Origin of the sequence: Aquiflexum lacus, from assembly GCF_015476655.1 — a bacterium.
Lineage (GTDB): Bacteria > Bacteroidota > Bacteroidia > Cytophagales > Cyclobacteriaceae > Aquiflexum > Aquiflexum lacus.
Map to the genome: position 1 here is coordinate 196745 of NZ_JABFHF010000007.1, position 20055 is coordinate 216799.

General features: G+C 38.2%; 20 protein-coding genes. 10 read left to right on the forward strand and 10 right to left on the reverse strand.

Translation table 11 applies throughout. The features are described 5' to 3' along the window. Positions 1-17 precede the first annotated feature (17 nt). The 5 genes from HMJ38_RS09025 to HMJ38_RS09045 are packed head-to-tail and all read right to left on the reverse strand — an operon-like array spanning position 18 to position 3757. A complete protein-coding gene (locus HMJ38_RS09025; protein WP_194974049.1) occupies positions 18-1589 on the reverse strand; it encodes an NFACT RNA binding domain-containing protein in 1572 nt (523 codons plus the stop codon). A gap of 2 nt (positions 1590-1591) precedes the next feature. Continuing rightward, the gene (locus tag HMJ38_RS09030; protein ID WP_194974050.1) at positions 1592-2353 is read right to left on the reverse strand and encodes an MBL fold metallo-hydrolase; all 762 of its coding nucleotides are present in this window, start codon (positions 2351-2353) and stop codon (positions 1592-1594) included. After that, the gene (locus tag HMJ38_RS09035) at positions 2350-2628 is read right to left on the reverse strand and encodes a hypothetical protein (protein ID WP_194974051.1); all 279 of its coding nucleotides are present in this window, start codon (positions 2626-2628) and stop codon (positions 2350-2352) included. The genes HMJ38_RS09030 and HMJ38_RS09035 overlap by 4 nt, the downstream gene beginning before the upstream one ends. Next, positions 2625-3011: a response regulator gene (locus tag HMJ38_RS09040; RefSeq protein ID WP_194974052.1), complete on the reverse strand. Its 387-nt coding sequence runs from the start codon at positions 3009-3011 to the stop codon at positions 2625-2627. Before HMJ38_RS09040 ends, HMJ38_RS09035 begins: the two co-directional genes overlap by 4 nt. Then, a complete protein-coding gene (locus HMJ38_RS09045; RefSeq protein ID WP_194974053.1) occupies positions 3008-3757 on the reverse strand; it encodes an Hpt domain-containing response regulator in 750 nt (249 codons plus the stop codon). Before HMJ38_RS09045 ends, HMJ38_RS09040 begins: the two co-directional genes overlap by 4 nt. A 50-nt stretch (positions 3758-3807) precedes the next feature. Here HMJ38_RS09045 and miaA point away from each other — a divergent pair, with 50 nt between their 5' ends. Then, positions 3808-4719 (forward strand): tRNA (adenosine(37)-N6)-dimethylallyltransferase MiaA, encoded by a 912-nt coding sequence (gene miaA, locus HMJ38_RS09050; protein ID WP_194974054.1) that lies wholly within the window; start codon positions 3808-3810, stop codon positions 4717-4719. 24 nt (positions 4720-4743) lie between these two features. Here the strand turns inward: miaA and HMJ38_RS09055 are convergent, their stop codons facing one another. The 3 genes from HMJ38_RS09055 to HMJ38_RS09065 form a co-directional block, all read right to left on the reverse strand. Then, positions 4744-5112, reverse strand: a complete 369-nt coding sequence (locus HMJ38_RS09055; protein ID WP_194974055.1) for a hypothetical protein — start codon at positions 5110-5112, stop codon at positions 4744-4746. Between the two features lie 6 nt (positions 5113-5118). Then, positions 5119-6093, reverse strand: a complete 975-nt coding sequence (gene pfkA / locus HMJ38_RS09060) for a 6-phosphofructokinase (RefSeq protein WP_194974056.1) — start codon at positions 6091-6093, stop codon at positions 5119-5121. Between the two features lie 192 nt (positions 6094-6285). Continuing rightward, the gene (locus HMJ38_RS09065; protein WP_194974057.1) at positions 6286-6633 is read right to left on the reverse strand and encodes a single-stranded DNA-binding protein; all 348 of its coding nucleotides are present in this window, start codon (positions 6631-6633) and stop codon (positions 6286-6288) included. A 278-nt stretch (positions 6634-6911) separates the two neighbouring features. Between HMJ38_RS09065 and HMJ38_RS09070 the strand changes: the two genes are divergently transcribed. Next, positions 6912-8417, forward strand: a complete 1506-nt coding sequence (locus tag HMJ38_RS09070) for a S10 family peptidase (protein WP_194974058.1) — start codon at positions 6912-6914, stop codon at positions 8415-8417. Between the two features lie 88 nt (positions 8418-8505). Here HMJ38_RS09070 and HMJ38_RS09075 read toward each other — a convergent pair whose 3' ends face one another. Further along, positions 8506-8850 (reverse strand): hypothetical protein, encoded by a 345-nt coding sequence (locus HMJ38_RS09075; protein WP_194974059.1) that lies wholly within the window; start codon positions 8848-8850, stop codon positions 8506-8508. 218 nt (positions 8851-9068) lie between these two features. Here HMJ38_RS09075 and HMJ38_RS09080 point away from each other — a divergent pair, with 218 nt between their 5' ends. From HMJ38_RS09080 to HMJ38_RS09090, 3 genes are all read left to right on the forward strand, one after another. Continuing rightward, a complete protein-coding gene (locus tag HMJ38_RS09080; RefSeq protein ID WP_194974060.1) occupies positions 9069-9548 on the forward strand; it encodes a YybH family protein in 480 nt (159 codons plus the stop codon). Between the two features lie 235 nt (positions 9549-9783). Further along, the gene (locus HMJ38_RS09085; protein WP_194974061.1) at positions 9784-9987 is read left to right on the forward strand and encodes a hypothetical protein; all 204 of its coding nucleotides are present in this window, start codon (positions 9784-9786) and stop codon (positions 9985-9987) included. 200 nt (positions 9988-10187) lie between these two features. Next, on the forward strand, positions 10188-10760 hold the full coding sequence (locus tag HMJ38_RS09090; protein WP_194974062.1) for a flavodoxin family protein: 573 nt from the start codon (positions 10188-10190) through the stop codon (positions 10758-10760). 403 nt (positions 10761-11163) lie between these two features. Here the strand turns inward: HMJ38_RS09090 and HMJ38_RS09095 are convergent, their stop codons facing one another. After that, the gene (locus HMJ38_RS09095) at positions 11164-12273 is read right to left on the reverse strand and encodes a hypothetical protein (RefSeq protein ID WP_194974063.1); all 1110 of its coding nucleotides are present in this window, start codon (positions 12271-12273) and stop codon (positions 11164-11166) included. Positions 12274-12473: 200 nt separating this feature from the next. Here HMJ38_RS09095 and HMJ38_RS09100 point away from each other — a divergent pair, with 200 nt between their 5' ends. The 5 genes from HMJ38_RS09100 to HMJ38_RS09120 all read left to right on the forward strand — a co-directional run bounded on the left by HMJ38_RS09100 (position 12474) and on the right by HMJ38_RS09120 (position 19892). Further along, positions 12474-13829 carry a DUF418 domain-containing protein gene (locus tag HMJ38_RS09100; RefSeq protein WP_194974064.1) on the forward strand — a complete coding sequence of 452 codons (1356 nt, stop codon included), beginning with the start codon at positions 12474-12476 and terminating at the stop codon, positions 13827-13829. A gap of 155 nt (positions 13830-13984) precedes the next feature. Then, positions 13985-16072, forward strand: a complete 2088-nt coding sequence (locus HMJ38_RS09105; RefSeq protein WP_228779974.1) for a S9 family peptidase — start codon at positions 13985-13987, stop codon at positions 16070-16072. Between the two features lie 349 nt (positions 16073-16421). Next, positions 16422-17204, forward strand: coding sequence for an SDR family NAD(P)-dependent oxidoreductase (locus HMJ38_RS09110; RefSeq protein ID WP_194974066.1), 783 nt, complete (start codon positions 16422-16424; stop codon positions 17202-17204). A gap of 343 nt (positions 17205-17547) precedes the next feature. Next, positions 17548-18633 carry an efflux RND transporter periplasmic adaptor subunit gene (locus tag HMJ38_RS09115; protein WP_194974067.1) on the forward strand — a complete coding sequence of 362 codons (1086 nt, stop codon included), beginning with the start codon at positions 17548-17550 and terminating at the stop codon, positions 18631-18633. Continuing rightward, complete coding sequence (locus HMJ38_RS09120; protein ID WP_194974068.1) at positions 18633-19892, forward strand: ABC transporter permease; 1260 nt, start codon at positions 18633-18635, stop codon at positions 19890-19892. The genes HMJ38_RS09115 and HMJ38_RS09120 overlap by 1 nt, the downstream gene beginning before the upstream one ends. Positions 19893-20055 lie beyond the last annotated feature (163 nt).

The window sequence follows — 20055 nt, forward strand, 5'->3', positions numbered from 1 at the left end:
AAGATATTTACGTTTAATCACGAATGATCTTCCTGAGGTCCTTTTGGTGGTACCATCAGTACACTTTCTTTATCAACCATAACGGCCCCCGGGGCAGAACCTTTTATCTTTCTTACATACTTTGAGGGGGTGTAAATCACCGGTGCGAGACTATCATTTTTGTTTTTGGAATAGTAGGCCGCCAATTCTGCTGCCCTCTCTATCACTGATTTTGGGAAATTAATTCCGGATCTATATTTGATCAGCACATGTGACCCCGATACGTCTTTGGCATGAAGCCAAAGGTCTTCTTTCCAGGCAAAATTCCGTAACAGTTCATCATTGGCTTTTGCAGATTTCCCTACCAAAATCTCAAAACCTTCAATCTCAAAACGCTTGTAGGGCACTTGTTCTTCCTGTTCTTTTGATTTGGGGGTAAGGTGATTTCTTTTGATAAAATCCCTCAAGGATCTGAAATCTGAAAACTCTTTAATCTCGGCTATCCATTCGTTAGTTTGGCCCAGAAGTTTTTCTTTTTCGATCAGGTTTAGAAAAAGTTGTTCAGTTTCCTTTTTTCTGTTCTTGGATTTCCGATATAGGTTTTCAGCATATTTCTGAGGACTCTGTTCTCTTTTGAGTTTGAATAGTTCGTGTTTACCGCTGTAAAAATTGAATAGTTCAATATCCTCTTGCCCCTTTTCTATTAGGTGCAGGTTTGCCATGATGATATCGGCAGTTTGCGAAGGAGATATCTCATTTTCCAATCCTTCAAGTTTCTGGGTAGTTTTTTGAATATATGCTACTGTCCTTTTATTCTGATCTTCAAGTTGCTTTAACCAGTGATTTTTTTCCTTTTCGAATGACTGAATGACTACTCGGTACCTAAACAGTTCATTGCAGGCTTTGATCGGATCCTCGGTTTGAAATAATGAATCAGGTGCAGGTAATAGACTCAGCAAATATTCATTTCCCTGATGTACAATATGATATAGCGGACTCTCCAACATGTCCAAAAGCGTGGTCATCAATTCCCATTTTTTGTCTATGCTACCTTCGAGGTATCCATTGCTTTTTAGCCATTCCCTTGGGATTTTTCCTAATGTGGGGAGGAATTTGGAAGCATTTCCTTCCAGAAATTTGAAAGTATCATAATCTAAAGTCAGCTCTTTGGCAAGAGATTCTATTTCTATCTCTTTATCATCTCTTAGTTCATTTCTGAATAAAAGAAGTGGTAGTTTAGATCCAACGTGGAAATATAGGATATTGCTACGTGTCCCATGTAGCTTAAACAATAGATTGCTTCCATCGGAAAGACTAATTACGAAAGCCCTTTCAAATTTGATAGGATCAATTCCTGTTATCTTTTTCCCGATCAATTCCGGAAAGAGGGAGATGGTGTTTTTTTTACTTCTTTTGAATCCATCAGGAAAGGCCAAGCATGAAACAGACGGCAATAGATTGGCCCTTATATAAGCTTCATTATTTTGTAATGAGCAACCTATGACCAATTCGTCTTTGTTTTGGGAAAAACATTCCATAATTTCCATACCAACAAATTTCCTCTCCAATTCTGGGATCAGGAATTTCAAAAAATGATAATTAAAATGCATGGTTATATTTCTATTTGAAGTCCGTCATAAGCTAGACGGATATGAGGGGGCATTGTTTTCTCGACTTCATTGTGTGTTCCTAATTTGTGGCTTATGTGTGTGAAATATGCCCGCTCAGGTTTTAAAAAATCTACAATTTCAATGGCTTCTTTTAGGGTGAAATGGGATAGGTGATGGGTTTGTTGAAGCGCATTCAACACCAGTACTTTTGTCCCTTTGATTTTTTCAAGTTCAATGTCGTCAATATACTTTGCATCGGTGATGTAAGTGAAGTCACCAAACCTAAATCCGAACACAGGCAACCGATAATGCATCACTTGAATTGGAACAACTCTTATCCCCTCCGCTTCAAATGGAGCATTGGTGATTTCATGGGTGGTTACGGAAGGGACACCGGGATATTTGACTTCTTCAAAAATATAAGAGAACTCCCGTTTTATTTGATTCAGCACTTTTTCAGTCCCGTAAATGGGCATGTCCTTTTTTTGAAGAAAATTGTAGGATCTGATGTCATCTAATCCTGCTGTATGGTCTTTGTGTTCGTGGGTGAAAAGTATACAATCCAGCTTTTGGATTTTTTCTCTGAGCATTTGCTGCCTGAAATCAGGCCCTGTATCAATGACGATATTTTTGTTTTCTATTTCTAAATGGATGGCACTGCGGAGTCTCTTGTCTCTGTAATCCAGAGAACTACAGACCGGACAGTCACATCCGATTACTGGAACACCTTGGGAAGTACCTGTCCCTAAAAATGTAACTTTCAAAGTTTCAATTTGGTTTGTTGCAGTTCAGAAATCAGGTCCTGCAGTTTTTTATCAGAAAAATCCTTGGTGCTGAAACCAATTTCTTTGATGATATCAATCAAAGTATTGATTTTGCCGTCGAGGGTATAATATTTATTGATGATGACAATTTTATTTTCTTTAAGGATACAATATCCCGATTTGAAATTGCCTTTTTCGTATCTCAAAATATATTCTGAGGAAGCAAATAGGTTTTCAAGCTTATCCAGAAAATTTTTGGTGTACTTAATAGTCATTCTGTTGATGTCAGATGTTTTTTTACTGTAGCCAATAAATGGTCATAATCCAGAGGTTTTTGAATATAATCATTTAAACCTGCTTTTTTGAAGTCATCAAGGGTGTAATTCTTGTAATTCCCGGTGATAGCAACAATTGGAATATCTGCTTTCTTTTTGTCTTCTAAATTCCTAATGGCTTTGGTACATTCTATACCATCCATTACAGGCATATTGATATCCATTAGTATAAGATCAAAATTCTCTGACGAAAGTTTATCCAATACCTGTTTACCATTTTTTACGGCTGTGATATTGTAATTTTCAAACATCAACACATTTTTTGTGAGGTTGATGATAACTGAACTGTCTTCAGCGACCAGAACTTTTTTATTTTCCGTCATGGATTTAACAATTGAGAAGTTTTAATTTTGGATTTGAATGATTGTATAAGGGTTTTCAAATATAGAGATTCTTCTAACGTATTTTCAAAATTTTGGGTTTTTATGTTTTTTTCAAATTTTCTGCAGAAGTTAAATATTTCCATTGCCCCCAAAGTCCCGGAATTCCCTTTGATAATATGCAACTTTTCTCCAATTTCATCAAATTGTTTATTTGAAATGAGATTTTCAACATCTAAGAGAATCTGATCTGATTCTTCCATGAACTCATCATACACAGCACGTATATTTTCTGGTGTATTAAATCTCAAAAGCTGCTTTAAAACTTTTACATCTAATTCATTGTCAGGGTCTATTGTAGGATTGGATAAAGGTCCCGTATCGGTTCTTCTTATATGTTGGTCTATGCATTCCAAAAGCATTTTTGGTTTGATAGGTTTGGGGACAAAATCATCAAAACCTGTTGCCAAAAAATAATCCCGGTCACTCTCGTTGGCATAGGCGGAGACAGCAATGATAGGACAATTGCATATCTGTTCGTTTTTGATGATTTTCAGCGTGTTTATTCCGTCCAATACAGTCATTTGAATATCCATAAGGATCAAGTCGAAACTTTCCTCTTTTAACTTTTCAAGTGCTGCCTTGCCATTTTGGGCTGATTCAAAGAGATATAGTTGGCCAATGATGTGCTCAAAAACCTTTCTGTTTAGCGCATTGTCATCCACTATCAGCACCTTTTTGTTATTCATTTTATTTTATTGGTAATTTTGATACTTACACTAAACCCTCTTTTTCAATCTTGGATCCTAAAAATAAACATTTATTAGTAATTGCTGGCCCTACGGCGGTTGGAAAAACAGAAACATGTCTAAATCTAGCTGGATTTTTTCAAACAGAAATCATCTCTTCTGATAGCAGACAGTTTTATAAAGAAATGGATTTGGGTACAGCAAAACCAAGTCAGGAGGAATTGTCAGTCGTACCCCATCACTTTATTGATTCTCTTTCAATTCATGAGGAATATGATGTTAAAAAATTTGAGCATGATACCATGCAGCTTCTTCAAAATCTTTTTCAAAAGCACGATGTGGTTTTGATGACCGGTGGTTCAGGTTTGTACATTGATGCTGTTTGTCATGGATTTGATGACATTCCTGATCTTGACCCTTCTATCAGAAAACAACTAATATCGGATTATGGAGAAAAAGGAGTCGAATACCTACAAGTAATGTTGGAGAGGATTGATCCTGTTTATTATAATCTTGTCGATAGAAATAACCCCCAAAGGTTGATGAGGGCTTTAGAGGTTGGTATTGGGACCGGAAAGCCCTATAGTTCTTTTAGAAAAAACAAAAAAAATATCCGTGACTTTCAAATCATCAAGATTGGTCTAGAAAGAGATCGAGAAGAATTGTATCAGCGTATTGATCAAAGAATGGACCTGATGATAGAAAAAGGATTATTTGAAGAGGCAGAGCAACTATTTCCGCTTCGACATTTGAATGCATTGCAGACAGTGGGTTATTCTGAGATTTTCGGATTTTTGGAAGGTAAATATAACAAAGGAGAAGCCATACGTCTGTTGAAAAGAAATTCCAGAAGATATGCCAAAAGGCAACTGACATGGTTCAAGCGAATTTCAGACATGAAATGGTTTCATCCTGACCAATTCAAAAAAATGTTGGATTATATCACTTCTGAAATCGAATAGATAGATCAACAAATCATAGAGGGTTTAAATGGTTTTGTGCCCCATTAAGCTTGCAACAAAGCTATATGGTCTTTTTCCGATCAATTTATTGTATTGTGCTTTGGTAAGTTTAAGAGACTGAAACGGTACTTTTACTTCTGTGTCAAAAATGTTGTCGTTTTTAGCTTCAAGACCTGACTTTGTTTTTTTATACGCCCCTTCTATCAGCTCAAAAGTCTTTTCATCAATTTTGGGTTCAGTCTTGACCTGATTTCCAAATTTAGACAATCCTTCAATGATTGAATTCTGATAGAGGAGAATTGCCTTTTTCTTTGAATTTAAGGTGTTGTTGACAACCATAAAGAATAAGGCTACCACCGCCCCAAGAATAATTATTAAAGGAATGTATCCCATATTTTTTTATATACTTAAGATTTCGATAAGTTTTAGATGGTCTCCAGTGAGTGGTTTGGTTTTATTGATACAATCATCAAATGGAGTGTATAAAACCTCTCCACTTACCACTCCTGCCATACAATTGGATTTGCCATCAATCAAACCTTCAACAGCTGCCATCCCGCATCTTGAGGCCAATACCCGGTCACGAGCAGTAGGGTTTCCTCCCCTTTGAATATGTCCTAAAGTCGTCACTTTGAATTCCTTATCTTCATCCTGGATTTTGTTTTTGACTTTTTCCATGATTTGGTCTGCGTTGCCCTCTTCACCCCCTTCTGCAACGACAATGATACTCGAGGATTTAGTTTTTCGAAGATTCTTCAGGGATTTCACAACTTTCTTGATATCAGTTTCGGTTTCCGGAACCATGACAAACTCCGCACCTCCTCCAATTCCACATTCGACAGCAATATAGCCACTGTCCCTTCCCATCACTTCCACAAAAAATATCCTATCGTGTGCTGCTGCGGTATCCCGGATTTTGTCAATAGCTTCCAAAGCTGTATTGACAGCAGTATCAAAGCCAATGGTATAATCTGTACCATAAATATCGTTGTCGATAGTACCGGGGCATCCTATCACCGGAATGCCAAACTCTTCAAAAAACACTTTTGCACCTGTAAAAGTACCGTCCCCTCCGATGGCAACCAAACCTTCAATACCATTGGCACGAAGTTGGTCATAAGCTTTCTTTCGACCTTCTTTGGTCATGAATTGCTCACTCCTTGCAGATTTGAGGATGGTGCCACCCCGTTGAATGATATTGCTGACTGAATGGGATTGCATTTTTTTGATATTTCCATTGATCATCCCATCATATCCGTAACTGATACCATAGATTTCCAATCCTTTAAAAATTGATGTCCTGACTACTGCCCTGATACAGGCATTCATCCCCGGCGCATCTCCACCTGAAGTATAAACTGCTATTCTTTTCATGTTCAATAGGTCTTTCGAACCTTAAAATTACTCATAAAAAGATGCTTTTGTTCATAGAAAGACAAATTTTTGACTTATTTGATATTTAGGAATTGTTAGACCCTAAGCTCCAAAAGAGTTACTGTCATCAATCTCAATGAGTTAAAAAAATGAATTGGTCAGCGGTTGTTTTTTCCGCTGACCAATTTGTACTCAAACTGAAGTCACTTTTTCACCGAGGAGTAAAACTTCATCAATCTGCACTTCTGAAAAATATTTTTTGTTTCCGTCTTTATCGTTGTAGGATCTGTTGATCAATTTCCCACCTACTGCGACCTCTGAACCTTTGTCAGTGTATTTTTCGATGATTTCGGCCGGAAGACCCCAAGCTATAATGTTATGCCAAGTGGTTTCTTCCACTTTTTCCCCTTTGTTGTTTTTGAAAATTTCTTTGGTGGCCAACCTAAAAGTTGCCTTGATCGTTCCTTTGTCAAAATGTTTGACCTCTGCTTTGGCACCCAATCTCCCGATTAGTTGTACCTGATTTCTGATTCTGTTCATGATTTTTTGTTTTGATTTGAAAAAAGGACTTTTGTTCCTGATAATTTGGAAGCAATGCTACAAAATTGATTGATTCATTGAAAAATAGTCGGGTTACAGTCGTTTGTATCCGTTTGTATCCGTTTGTGATACGGATAAATATCAAGTTTTCTCAATTGCCATGTACTGATTTTAGTTTAAATGAATTTCTAAATAAGACATATGTCCTTTATAAAAAATAGGATGGAGGTATTCATGAATTTATTTAGCTTTAAGCATCAATCAACAAAATATCTTATATGAAAAAATTAATATTAATACTAAGTCTGTTTGTCTTTTTTGAAGGCCAATTGGTGGCCCAAGAAAAAACAGCTGAAAAAGCAATACCTGAAGGTGAAGTTTTTAACTCAACACAAACTGTACGAATCAACAATGTGACCCACACGCTGAAGACCCGTGCAGGAACAATGCAGCTCAGGGATGAAAACAATGAACCAATTGCGCTACATGGCTTTACAGCTTATTTTAAGGAAGATGGCCCTTCCAAAAGACCGATTATCTTTTCCTACAATGGTGGGCCAGGTTCATCATCCTATTGGTTGCATATGGGAGTAATGGGGCCAAAAAGGATAGTGGTGCAAGACCCTGGTTATACTCCTGCCGCTCCGTATCAATTGGTCAACAATGACTATTCAATTTTGGATGTTGCAGATGTGGTGATGATGGATCCTATTGGTACAGGATTGAGTATGCCAATTGGTAAAGCGGAGGGCAAAGATTTCTGGGGGGTAGACCAGGATATCAGAGCGATCAGTTTATTCATTATGCAGTTTTTAAAAGAATATGACCGCCTGCAATCCCCCAAGTATTTATTGGGCGAAAGTTATGGCACCATGAGAAATGCTGGAGTAATGAAATATCTATTGGACAAAGGATATGCCCTCAATGGGGTAGTTATGGTATCCTCAGTGTTTGATATCAGGTCATTGGCATTTCCTGTCCAAGAAAGTAACTCATACCTAGTGCATTTCCCTACTTATGCTACTACTGCATGGTACCATGACAAGCTGCCTAACAAGAATCCAAATCTGGAAGCTTTTGTAGATGAAGTGAGGGAATTCACGGAAGAAGAGTATTTGCCTGCTCTTTTTAAAGGAAGCAGGCTTAGCGATGCGGAAAAAAACAGTGTTGCCGAAAAGATGGAAAAGTATGCAGGTATTTCGAAAGATATCTGGAAAAGGAATAACCTGAGGATGACAGCCCGGGAATTTTTCAATGAATTGCTAAGAGAAGAAGGCATGACCGTGGGTAGATTGGATTCAAGATTTAAGGGCATTAACCCATTGCCACAAAATCAAAATGCAATTACCGACCCACAGAGTGACGCGATTTCCCCTGCATATACAGCGGGTTTCTTGGATTACTTTCACAGAGATCTTGGTGTCAGCAAAAATTTGACTTATAAGACATCAGCCTATGCCTCACCTGGCTTCAAATGGGATTGGTCCCACAGAGGAAATGAAGGATGGGGCAGTATGATTTCCATCAATACAGCCATTGACATGGCAGATGCCATGAACAAGGATCCCAACGTCAAAGTATTGATGATGAATGGATACTATGATCTGGCCACCGTGTTTTATGGAGTGGAGCACACCGTTGATCAGATGAACTTAAGACCGGAAATACGAGACAATATCATCATGACCTATTATGAGGCAGGACATATGTTTTACACGCATATGCCTTCTTTGGTGAAGTTCAAAAAAGACTTGGCAGACTTTATCAAGGATACGAGCAGATAGGTCTGTCTAAAGTTTGATTATAAATTATAACTAAAAAAGAAAAGCACCGGCAAGTGGCCGGTGCTTTGTTGTTAGTGGTTCAAATAAATTAGTCTTTCTTTTCTTTGCCAGTAGCATCATATTTTTTGGACATCTCTTTGCCATTATGATCGAATTTGATCGCATAGTACATTTTGCCATCTTCCCCCCTCATCTGCCAAGCTTCTTTTATTTCCTCTTTGCCGGTTTTTTCATCCTTTTTGAAAGCATCTCTTACAGCTTGAGGTAAATTTTCCTTTTCAATCTTCACTTTATCTTGCTTGTCTTGTTTTTCTTGCTCTTGAGTGAAATTAGACTCAATTGCTGTCACATCAAGTGTATTTGACATAGCTAACATAGGAGCAGTTGCAAGTCCTAAAATTAAAATTCCTGTGGTCATTAATTTGGTTTTCATGATAATTAATTGGTTTAGTTAAAAGATAATATGTATAAGGCACGATAAACGTATCAAAACTGGAAATCAAAAATGAGATCGGACTTCCTTTTATGGTTTTATCCATTTAAATAGCTGATTTTGTAGTAGATGCAAATTAAAATTTTTGCAATTTGAATTTTTTTACAAGGTTAAATTTTAAATTTATAAAATATGTCAACCTTAAAATAGATGAACTTATGTCCAATTATTCTAAGTTTTCAAAAACCACATTCTTTTTTTGCTTCTTATTGATCTTATTTTCGTGTTCCTCTCAAGAAATTCAAGATCAAAATCACCAAATTGAAATTGAATCAATATGGGATGTATTTGTAGCATCATGGCATAGTCAGGATGCAGCTTCCTGTGCTTCAATTTATTTGGAAAATGGATTGAATATCGCTCCTGAGTTCCCTGTGAATCAAGGAAGGGAAAAGATTGCATCATTTTATGATTTCCTGTTTTCCGATCACATTTCGAGTGTCTATCAACATAATATTTTGGAATTGACACCATCAGGAGAGGATCTTATAGAAAGGGGAGAATTTCAGGTTGATTGGGTCAGGAATGACCAAAGTACTTGGACATATCGGGCAAGAACACTCACCCACTGGACTAAAGATGAGAAAGGCAATTGGAAAATCAAGAGTTTGATTTTCAATCAAGCACCGGAAAAATAACCCATTTATAAGATTGATTTTTCAATAATCAATGGATTACGATCAATAAAGAAGACAATCAGTGATCGGAGAAAGAACTTGAAGGAATGGGATTATGAAGTTTTTGATCGGATGTTGATCTGGCAGGCTTTACAAAATGATCTTAATCTATTCAGAGACGGTGAAAGTATCAAATTATATATAGACTGTGGTTTAAAGGTAGTTTGGTAATGGAAAGAAATAAAAGATTATCGCTATGAAAATGGACAAGAAAGCATTTACCATCCAAACATTCAAAGAGGCATCAGACCATCAAAAGCACTATAGGAATCTACCCGAGGAGGAGAAAAAAGACCTTTTTTTCAAACTGATGCAGGCAGCTTATGGTTTTGTTGGAGAAGATTGGCCAAAAATGGATAAGAATCATTTTGAGGTGAGGACTTTTAAGCGTGAAAAGTAATCACCTCGGCAAGCTCGGTGACCGGATACTTGTTGTTGAAGGAGGGGGAAGGAAATGCGGCAAAGCCGCATTTCCTTCCCCCTCCTTTTTAAATTTAAAACACTCCGGTGGTCGAGCTTGCCGAGACCCTTTTAAGAATTTCCTTTATTGGTTAAAAGTGGGTAATTTTATTGTTATAGTATCTAATCAATCTGCTTTAAATGAAAACTCTTGTCCATTTATTTTTTATCCTAACGCTTGGCTTTTCACAGGCTTTGTTCGCCCAATCTCCCCCAACCATCCTGATCACCTACCACTCCCAATCCGGCAAAACCCAAGCCATGGCCGAGGCAGTGGCTAAGGGAGTAGCAGAGGTCCAATGCCTTGAATATATCCTCAAGCCTATAGCTGATGTGACTGAAGATGAAATTTTGAATGCATCAGCCATCATTTTAGGCTCACCGGTTTACAATGCCAATATGACTCCTGAGGTGCAAGCTTTTATCAATTCATGGCCTTTTGAAGGTAGACCATTGAAAGATAAAATCGGCGCTGTGTTTGTCACAGGTGGAGGTTTTTCTATTGGGGAAGAAGCAGTGATGTTTAGTATGATTCGGGCCATGATGATTCATGGAATGATCATAGTCGGAGGGGATGAACTGGAAGCTGCTTTTGGTGCTTCAGCCATTACAGGAGAAGGGGATTTTGCAGATAAGGAAGTAAATGAGCTATTTTTAAAAAAAGCAGAGGGGTTGGGCAGAAGAGTTGGGGGATTTGTATTGAAAGTTAACTAATTACAAATCACATTCGCATGCCTGGCCTATATCATCCATTTGCCATCCTCTATCATCCAAAAATTGGTATACCGTCTTAAGACTTTTTGACCGGCTCATGGAGCCCCTTCCTTGGGATAGACTGTTTCAAGCCCATTTCGATCACTGTATTTACCAAAATCCTAATACCTTCAATATTCCTTTCAAAGGAACTGTAATTAATAATTCCCTTCTTCATCCTATTAAGAACCATGGACCTTCCAATGATGACTGAAATAGAAGGGTTGACCATAAAAGCAACTCATAACCTTTGCAGCAAACTTCTAATTTTGCCGTAAAAGTTATGAGGTTGTTAAAGGCGTAACAAATACAGAATAATTTCTATAGACAAGTTCATATAAAAAAATTCCACCAATCCCTTCCCCTAATAATACACATATTTTGTGAATTCTATTCCGCTTGGGCCGGTCAATTTTCTTTCTGTAACTTTTCCTAAGGCATCAAAAGTATAGTTGAATTGGTAAGTAAAAACTTGTCCATCTTCTTCTACTTTCATTTTGAGGGGCAAAGTTGGTTGTAAAAGTACTCCCGGGATTTCATTGTAATAAGGAATTGGATTGTTTTTCATGCTATAAGCTTCATAAGTGATTTTTTGGACAATCTCCAACTCTCCCGTTGAGCGATATTTAGATACTGTCATGGACTGTACACTGCCACTACTGAAATAGGTAAAAAAGGTATGGCCTAACAGATTCAATTCACCGTTTGGTAGCTTTCTGAAATGTTTAATGGTCTGTATCCTTCCTGATTCGTCAGTTTCAAATTCATCAATTTCCAGAAACTCATTGTGATTGGCTCTTTCCACTTTTTTCAGCTTTCCATCTTCATAAAGAAACTGTTGCTGAGGATGGCCCACATCACCTTGGATTTTGGATATTTTACCAAAATCATTATAGAGATACATATTTTGGGCAAACAACGGCTGATTTTCATTGTGTCTGAACAATACCCTTTTATAACTTCCAAAATGATTGTATTCATATTCTCTTTTATGGTATCCCATTCCTGTGGTTTCTATGGATTTTAGCAGCCCAAGAGATTCATTGTCCAAGATCGTCAAGTCAAAAAAGTTGTTTGAACCTTTTAGCAGACCATCTGACAAAGCAAAAATCTCCAACCTGAATTCCTTATGTCCCAAGCTCAGGTTATCATCAATTGGTATAATTTTGAAGGATGCTTCTGTACTGCCTTTTGGAATTTCGAGGGTCAACTCATTCATTTGGTCAAATGCAGGCTGAACGACAAATGGTAGCGTTGTATAGTCATTTTGGATTTTTACTTTGAGTGTTTCAGCTTGCGGTGCTGGAACAGTCAAGGAAATTTTAATATCAATTCCGACAAAGTCATTTTCATAAACAATGGTTTCAGGTGAAGCAAAATTGACCACAGGGGTTTTGATTATCGGCAATACTTCCTTGTTGTCGCAGGAGAGGATCGCCAAAGCTGAAAGAAATGCTAACAAAATCTTTTTCATGGTTTTCTTAATTAAGTTGGTTTTAGTGTTTGATGGTAATTGATATTTGGGAGTTGCATCCCACAGTTTTTTATTCAAAAAAAATTTCTCTAATGTGATTTTTCTTACCTTAAAACTCAATGTATCACATCATCATGTGATGGAAATCAGTTGATAAATAATTACTTTTAATGGTATTTTTAATTTAAACTCTTTTTCCAATGTCCCTACAAACCACTTCCGAAACCGAGTTGGTAGACCACTCCCCCAAACCATCAGTACTTATCAATAGAATTGATATCATAGATATAGTCAGAGGGGTTGCCCTTTTGGGTATTCTGATTTTGAATATTCCGTATTTTTCGATGGAGGAGTATTATTCTGAGCCTTGGAATCAGGACACTTCAAGCACCAATTTTTGGGTACATGCGGTGAACATCATCTTTTTTGAAGGTAAAATGCGCGCACTTTTTTCCATGGTCTTTGGGGCCGGGATCATACTTTTTAACACCAACAAGGAAAAAGCCGGAAAATCGGCTACATGGCTATTTTGCAAAAGGATGATATGGTTGACCTTGTTTGGCTTGGCACATGCCCATCTTTTACTTTGGATGGGGGATATTCTCTATTATTATGGACTGATCGGCATGTTGGCTTTCCTTTTCAGAAATATGAAAGCCAAATACTTGGCCATGGGTGTGCCTATTGTAGCCATTATTGGATTTGTTGCCAGCACGTTGTTCATGCAGAATATCCGGGGAAAATATCTGGATTACAAAGAAGCAATCGCTATACAAGACGCTGGCAATGAATTAGGGGAAAAAGAATTGGCCGCAATGGAAGCTTGGGAAGAAACCCGAAAGGATATGATTCCCAATAAAGAAGAGGTGGTGGAACATACCGCCTTGATGAAAGGAAGCTACTCTGATGTAGCAAGCCATATCCGTCCCAAGGCTTGGGAGGGACAGTTCAAATACTTGATTTTCTCAATTTGGGATATGCTGGCCTTGATGCTGTTGGGAATAGCATTGTACAAATGGGGTTTTCTGACTTTGAAATGGACTCAGGCCCAGTATATCAAGACCATTTGGATAGGTTATGGCATTGGATTGCCTTTGGTGATTTTCTCTTTTGTTTACAATACCATCCATTTTCCCAATGTTGAAGCAGGATTAAAATATATTGAAACCCATTCCATCATGTGGGTATCCCTGATTTATGACTTTCAAAGGATATTGATCATGATGGCCCATGTGGCTCTGGTCATTTTGATTTACCAAAAAGGATATTTCAAAAGGTTAATGAGCGGACTTAGGGCTGTGGGACAGACTGCTTTTACCAATTATATCATGCATTCTGTTATTTGTACGCTCGTCTTTTTCGGCTATGGATTTAACCAATATGCACAATGGGAATATTACCAGCTTTATTACTTGGTGATCGGTATTTGGATTTTTCAATTGATTGTCAGCCCGATCTGGTTGAAATATTTTTTGTTCGGACCATTGGAGTGGCTATGGAGGTGTCTGACTTATGGCAGGATTCAGCCTTTTGTAAGGAAGCCAATTTCTTCCTAGTTCTTCAGCATTTATCCAATTGAAAAAATATTTGTCCTAATTCCCTATATTGATTAGCTTGAATCCCTTTTGGAGTATTCCTATCTTTGAGATCTTCCTTCATCAATATGAAAACAGAAAACATAACCCTTTTAATATTAATCTTAAGCATAAGTATGGCATGTTCCCCCCAAGAGTCAACTTCCAGTTTGCCTGACTTACACCCACCCGTAGCTGAAATAACACCTTATGAAATCACTTCTAAGCATGGTGATAAGCGCATTGATAATTACTATTGGCTCAATGACCGTGAAAATCCTAAAGTGATCGATTATCTGACGGCTGAAAACCAGTATTTGGACACCATGATGGCCCATACCAAAGGGTTTCAGGAAAAGCTTTTCAATGAAATGAGAAGTAGGATAAAGGAAGATGATTCCTCTGTTCCTTACAAATTGGACGATTATTACTATTACAGCAGATATGTGGAAGGAGGAGAATATCCCATTTATGCCCGGAAAAAAGGTTCTTTGGATGCTCCTGAAGAAATCATCATGGATGGCAATGAATTGGGAAAAGGGAAATCTTTTCTCAGCTTTTGGACTTCTATAAGCCCGGACCATAATCTTGCTGCGATCATCATGGATACCGTTGGCAGGAATTTTTATACGGTCATGATCAAAGACCTTAGAACCGGTGAAATGCTTCTGGATCAAATTGAAAACATCAGAAGCAATGCAGTATGGACCAATGACAACAAGTCTTTTTATTATTCAATTCCTGATATGAAGACTTTGAGAAACTACCAGATCAAAAGACATATTTTGGGAGAATATGCGACGCAGGATGAGGTGGTCTTTGAAGAAAAAGACCAAACATTGAGTTGTGGAGTAGAAAAAACCAAGTCAAAAAAATACATCATTATTGGTTCAGGCCGGACAGATGCTTCTTATGCCATGTATTTGGATGCAGATAATCCCGGTAAACCAAAGTTAATAAACCCTGTGCAGGACAATGTACAGTATAGTGTGGACCATGCTGGTGGCGACAAGTTTTATATTTATACTAACCGGGATGCAGTCAATTATAGGTTGGTAGAAGCGCCCATTTCAAACCCAGAAATAGGTACATGGAAAGATGTAATTCCTCATCGCTCCGATATTTTCCTTGAAAGTGTAGACTATTTTAAGGACTACCTCGCCATCCAAGAGACCAAAGAAGGGTTGGCCAATATCAGGATTATCAAAACTGCTGACAATTCAGAACATCAAATGGAATTTGAAGAACCAGCCTATTATGCAGGTTTGGGATACAATCCAGCTTTCGATACAAAAATATTGAGGTATTCCTATACTTCCCTTACGACTCCCAATTCCACCTACGATTACAATATGGAAAGTAGGGAGAAAACATTGATGAAAGAACAACCTGTGTTGGGTGATTTTAATAAGGAAAATTATCAGACCGAAAGGATCATGGTGCCAGCCAGGGATGGTAAAAGGATCCCCATGTCTATAGTTTACCGAAAAGATACTTTCAAAAAAGACGGCAGCAGTCCAGGATGGATTTATTCTTATGGGTCTTATGGTTCTTCTACAGAATCTGCTTTCAGCAGCACCCGATTAAGTTTGTTGGATCGGGGATTTGTTTATGCAATAGCACATATCAGAGGAGGTCAGGAAATGGGAGGAGAATGGTATGAGGATGGTAAAATGATGAACAAGAAAAATACCTTTTTTGATTTTATAGATTGTTCCAAATGGTTGCAGGACAATAACTATGTGGCAAAAGATAAGCTTTTTGCCTCAGGCGGAAGTGCGGGAGGTCTTTTGATGGGTGCTGTGACCAATATGGCACCTGAAGTTTATAGGGGTGTTATTTCACAGGTTGCATTTGTGGATGTGATTACGACCATGGAGGATGAGACTATTCCATTGACCACATTTGAGTGGATGGAATGGGGCAATCCAAATATTAAGGAACAATATGATTATATGATGTCCTATTCTCCTTATGATAATTTGGAGGCCAAGGATTATCCTCATCTTCTTTTGACTACCGGTCTTCATGACTCACAGGTCCAATATTGGGAACCTGCCAAATATGTAGCAAAGTTGAGAACCCTGAAAACCGACAACAACAAGCTTTTCCTATATACCAATATGGACGCCGGACATGGAGGCGCCAGCGGCAGGTTTGAAAGCCTCAAAGAATTGGCGAGGGAGTATGCTTTTGTGTTTGATATTTTGGGGATTAACGAATGAGAAGCGAGAGGCGAGACCTTTGAGGTTTTTCGAATCTCGAAGGTCTTTTCCTTCTAAATGAGAATCAAGAGACAAGAGCCAAGAAAGAATCGAGAGACGAGAATCGAGAGCCGAGATTTTAGAACCAAGAACCAAGAATCAAGAGCCAAGAGGGGAGAATCGAGAGGCGAGAATCGAGATATTTTATTTGCGACGGGCGAGAGGGTGAAATAAGAGAAAGTTAGGTGGCAGAATTGATATTAAATAAAGAATAAAAATAAAGATTTAAAGTGAGAGGAAGAAGTTGGATTTTGCCTTCAATTTTATGTCTTGAGTCTTGAGTCTTGTGTCTAAAATCTAAACTCAAATCATGTTCAACAACAAAGTCATTTGGATCACAGGCGCCTCCTCAGGGTTGGGAAAATTTATGGCTTATGAATTTGCCAAGCAAAAAGGGATTTTAGCCCTTTCTGCACGTAGAGTTGGCGAATTGGAAGAAGTTCTGAAGGAAGTAAAAAAACTTGGCGGGGAAGGAATAATCGTTCCCTGTGATATTTTGGAAGAGCATCAAATTGAAAGTGCTGTTTTGGAGATTATTAAACAATATGGTCGATTGGATGTGGCTATTGCCAATGCAGGTTTTGGAATTTATGGTAAATTAGAGAAGCTTACCGCAAAAGACTGGAGAAGGCAGATGGACGGCAATGTTACAGGATTGGCCTTGACTGCTAAATTTGCTATTCCTCATTTGAAAAATAGTAAAGGAAGATTGGCATTGATTGGAAGTGTAGCAGCTTATCTCCCTAATCCCAATACAGGAGCCTATGGTGCGTCCAAAGCAGCAGTTCGCTCCATTGGGCAGACTTTACAACTAGAATTGAAAGGCACAGGTGTAAGCTGTACAGTCATTCATCCGGGTTTTGTGGATTCAGATATCACCCGGGTAGATAATGATGGGATATTTCATCCTGAAGGAAAAGATCCGAGACCAAAAAACCTCATGTGGCCGACAGACAAAGCGGCCAAAGTCATGGTCAAAGCTATTGTAAAAAGAAAGAAATCATTTGTTTTTACCGGACATGGCAGAATTTTGGCATTTTTGGGGCAGCATTTCCCTGGAGTTGGCAGATGGCTTATCGGGAAATTGGGGTAAGTTGATTTTTTGATTTCCTGTTTGCTGCTAGTTTTACAAGAATTCAAATTGGCTAGTAGCTAGCCTTCCGGCGAGCAGGGACATAAGACTGAAGACCAAAGAAAACATCGGTCATCAATTAAAGCCGGAAGATTGCCTCCTCTCACTGAGGAATATTCCAAAAAGCCAAGGATGTAGAAGTGCTCCTCTTACCAAAGTTAGACAAGTCCAAGGACGCCAAATTTCGTCTTCAGTCTTCCAACTTCCAAACTTCGGACTTCCAACTTCCAACAAACATTTTTCCAAATACCTTTACAGTTTCTACGAATTAACGGTTAAATTCAAGGCAGCAAATCAGCCTATTATGAAATTGAAATACTTTACATTTTGTTTTGCAATTGGATTTTGGTTTTTTTCCTGTGACACCTCTGATGAAAATATTTTCCCCCAAAGAGAAGATATTTCAGAGTCTGTTTATGCATCGGGATTGATCAAAGCCAGGTACCAATATCAGGCTTATACAAATGCCAATGGAACTGTCCAGGAGATTTTTGTTGAAGAAGGCGATACAGTAGAGATAGGAACACCGATTTTATCCATTTCTAATACAGCGACAAGGTTAAACCGGGAAAATGCCGAAATCAATAGGACTTATGCTGATAGGCAGGTCAATCAGTCTAGGCTAAATGACTTGGAAATGACCATTGAATACTCCAAAACTAAATATCAAAACGATTCTTTGCTTTTGGAAAGACAGAAAAGATTAATGGATCAAGGTATAGGAACTAAAGTTGATTTGGAGCAAAGACAACTGGCTTTTGAAAATTCCAAAACTGCCTATGAAACTTCCAAGCTACGGTACCAGGATCTTAAACGAGAAATTGAATATAACGAAAGAAGTGCCTCAAAAAATCTGGCGATTACAAAGGCTCTTGAAAGTGATTTGGTACTCAAAAGCGAGATAAATGGAATTGTTTATGCAATTCTCAAAGAGAAGGGAGAAATGGTCAATGCCCAAACTCCTCTTGCGATAATTGGTAGTGCCAATGAATATATTTTGGAATTGCAGGTAGATGAATACGATATCGTCAATGTATCAAGGGGACAGCGAATTATTGTTTCCATGGATAGCTATCGGGGAAAGACTTTTGAGGGAATTGTGTCCAAAGTCAATCCAATAATGGATGAATTGAGCAAGAGTTTTACTGTTGAGGGCGTGTTTGTCGATGAACCTACTGTTCTTTATCCAAACCTTACACTGGAGGCCAATATCATTATTCAGACCAAGGAAAATGCACTGACCATCCCCAGGTCATTTATCATCAATGATCAATTTGTGCTCAATTCCAACGGAGATACCATTGCAGTTCAATTAGGTATCAAAGATTATCAAAAAGCCGAAATAATCGGGGGAATAGATGAGAAAACAGTACTAGTCAAACCTCAATAATGAAAATAGGGTTGATCATAAATATTGCTAAAGCCTTGATGTTGGCAAGGTTTAAACAGACCTTCATTGCTGCTATAGGAGTAGTATTCAGTATTACCATGTTTGTGGCATTATTGGGGTTTATGAACGGCCTCAATCAATTATTGGATGGACTGATTTTGAACAGGACACCTCATATTAGATTTTACAATGAAGTCAAACCCAATCCAAACCAACCCATTGATCTTTCTGAAAATTTCACCGGTTTTTACAATATCATCCGATCCATCAAACCTGCAGCAAGCCGGCTGAGCATCCATAACAATGAAGCCATTATCCGGACTTTAAAGCAGGATCCCAGAGTTTTGGGAGTTGCACCAAAAATCTCAGCACAGGTTTTTTACAATGTAGGTACCATTGACATTACAGGAGTTATTAACGGGATTGATGTAGAGCAAGAAGCGAGATTGTTTGCATTTGAAGATTATGTGACTGTTGGAAATTTTTTAGATTTAAAGAATACGGCCAATAGTATCATTTTAGGAAAAGGTGCAGCAGATAGGATGATGGCCGAGTTAGGGGATGTTATTCAAGCTACCACCGCACAAGGAAATAGAATTCAACTTAAAGTCGTAGGATATTATCAGTCCGGTTTGGGCGATTTGGATAACGTACAGAGCTATGCATCCATCAACACTACCCAGAAAATGCTTGGAGAGTCAACATCTTATATCACTGATATTCAGGTGAAGCTGAAGGATTTTGAAAAGGCTCCGGCAATGGCCAAAGAATACAGAGAGATTTTTGGAATTGATGCCGACGATATTCAGACCGTCAATGCACAGTTTGAAACAGGAACGCAGATTAGAACCTTAATCAGTTATGCAGTTGGTATTACCTTGTTGGTCGTATCCGGTTTTGGGATATACAATATCCTGAATATGATGATATATGAAAAAATGGACACCATTGCCATCTTAAAAGCGATTGGTTTTTCTGGTGGTGATGTAAACAAGATCTTTATCACTATTGCTTTGACGATTGGTGTTTTTGGTGGGATTATCGGATTGTTGCTCGGTTTTGCAGCAGGTTTGGGAATTGAACGGATTCCGTTTGAAACTGAGGCACTGCCCACTGTCAAGACTTTTCCTGTTGATTTCAATCCCAAATACTACATCATCGGAGGGGTTTTCAGTCTGATTACCACTTATTTTGCAGGCTATTTTCCAGCAAGGAAAGCCAGTGGAGTCGATCCGGTGGATATTATCAGGGGGAAATGAAGGTTGAGACATGAGACATAAGACGTTAGACAAAAGAAGCGAGATGCGAGAACCAAGAATCAAAGCCTGCCCCGAAGAATTTCGGGGAGACAAGAACCAAGATGCGAGGGTCGTGTACTGAAATAGGTTGACACAATTTAATTTAAAATTGTAAACCTATATA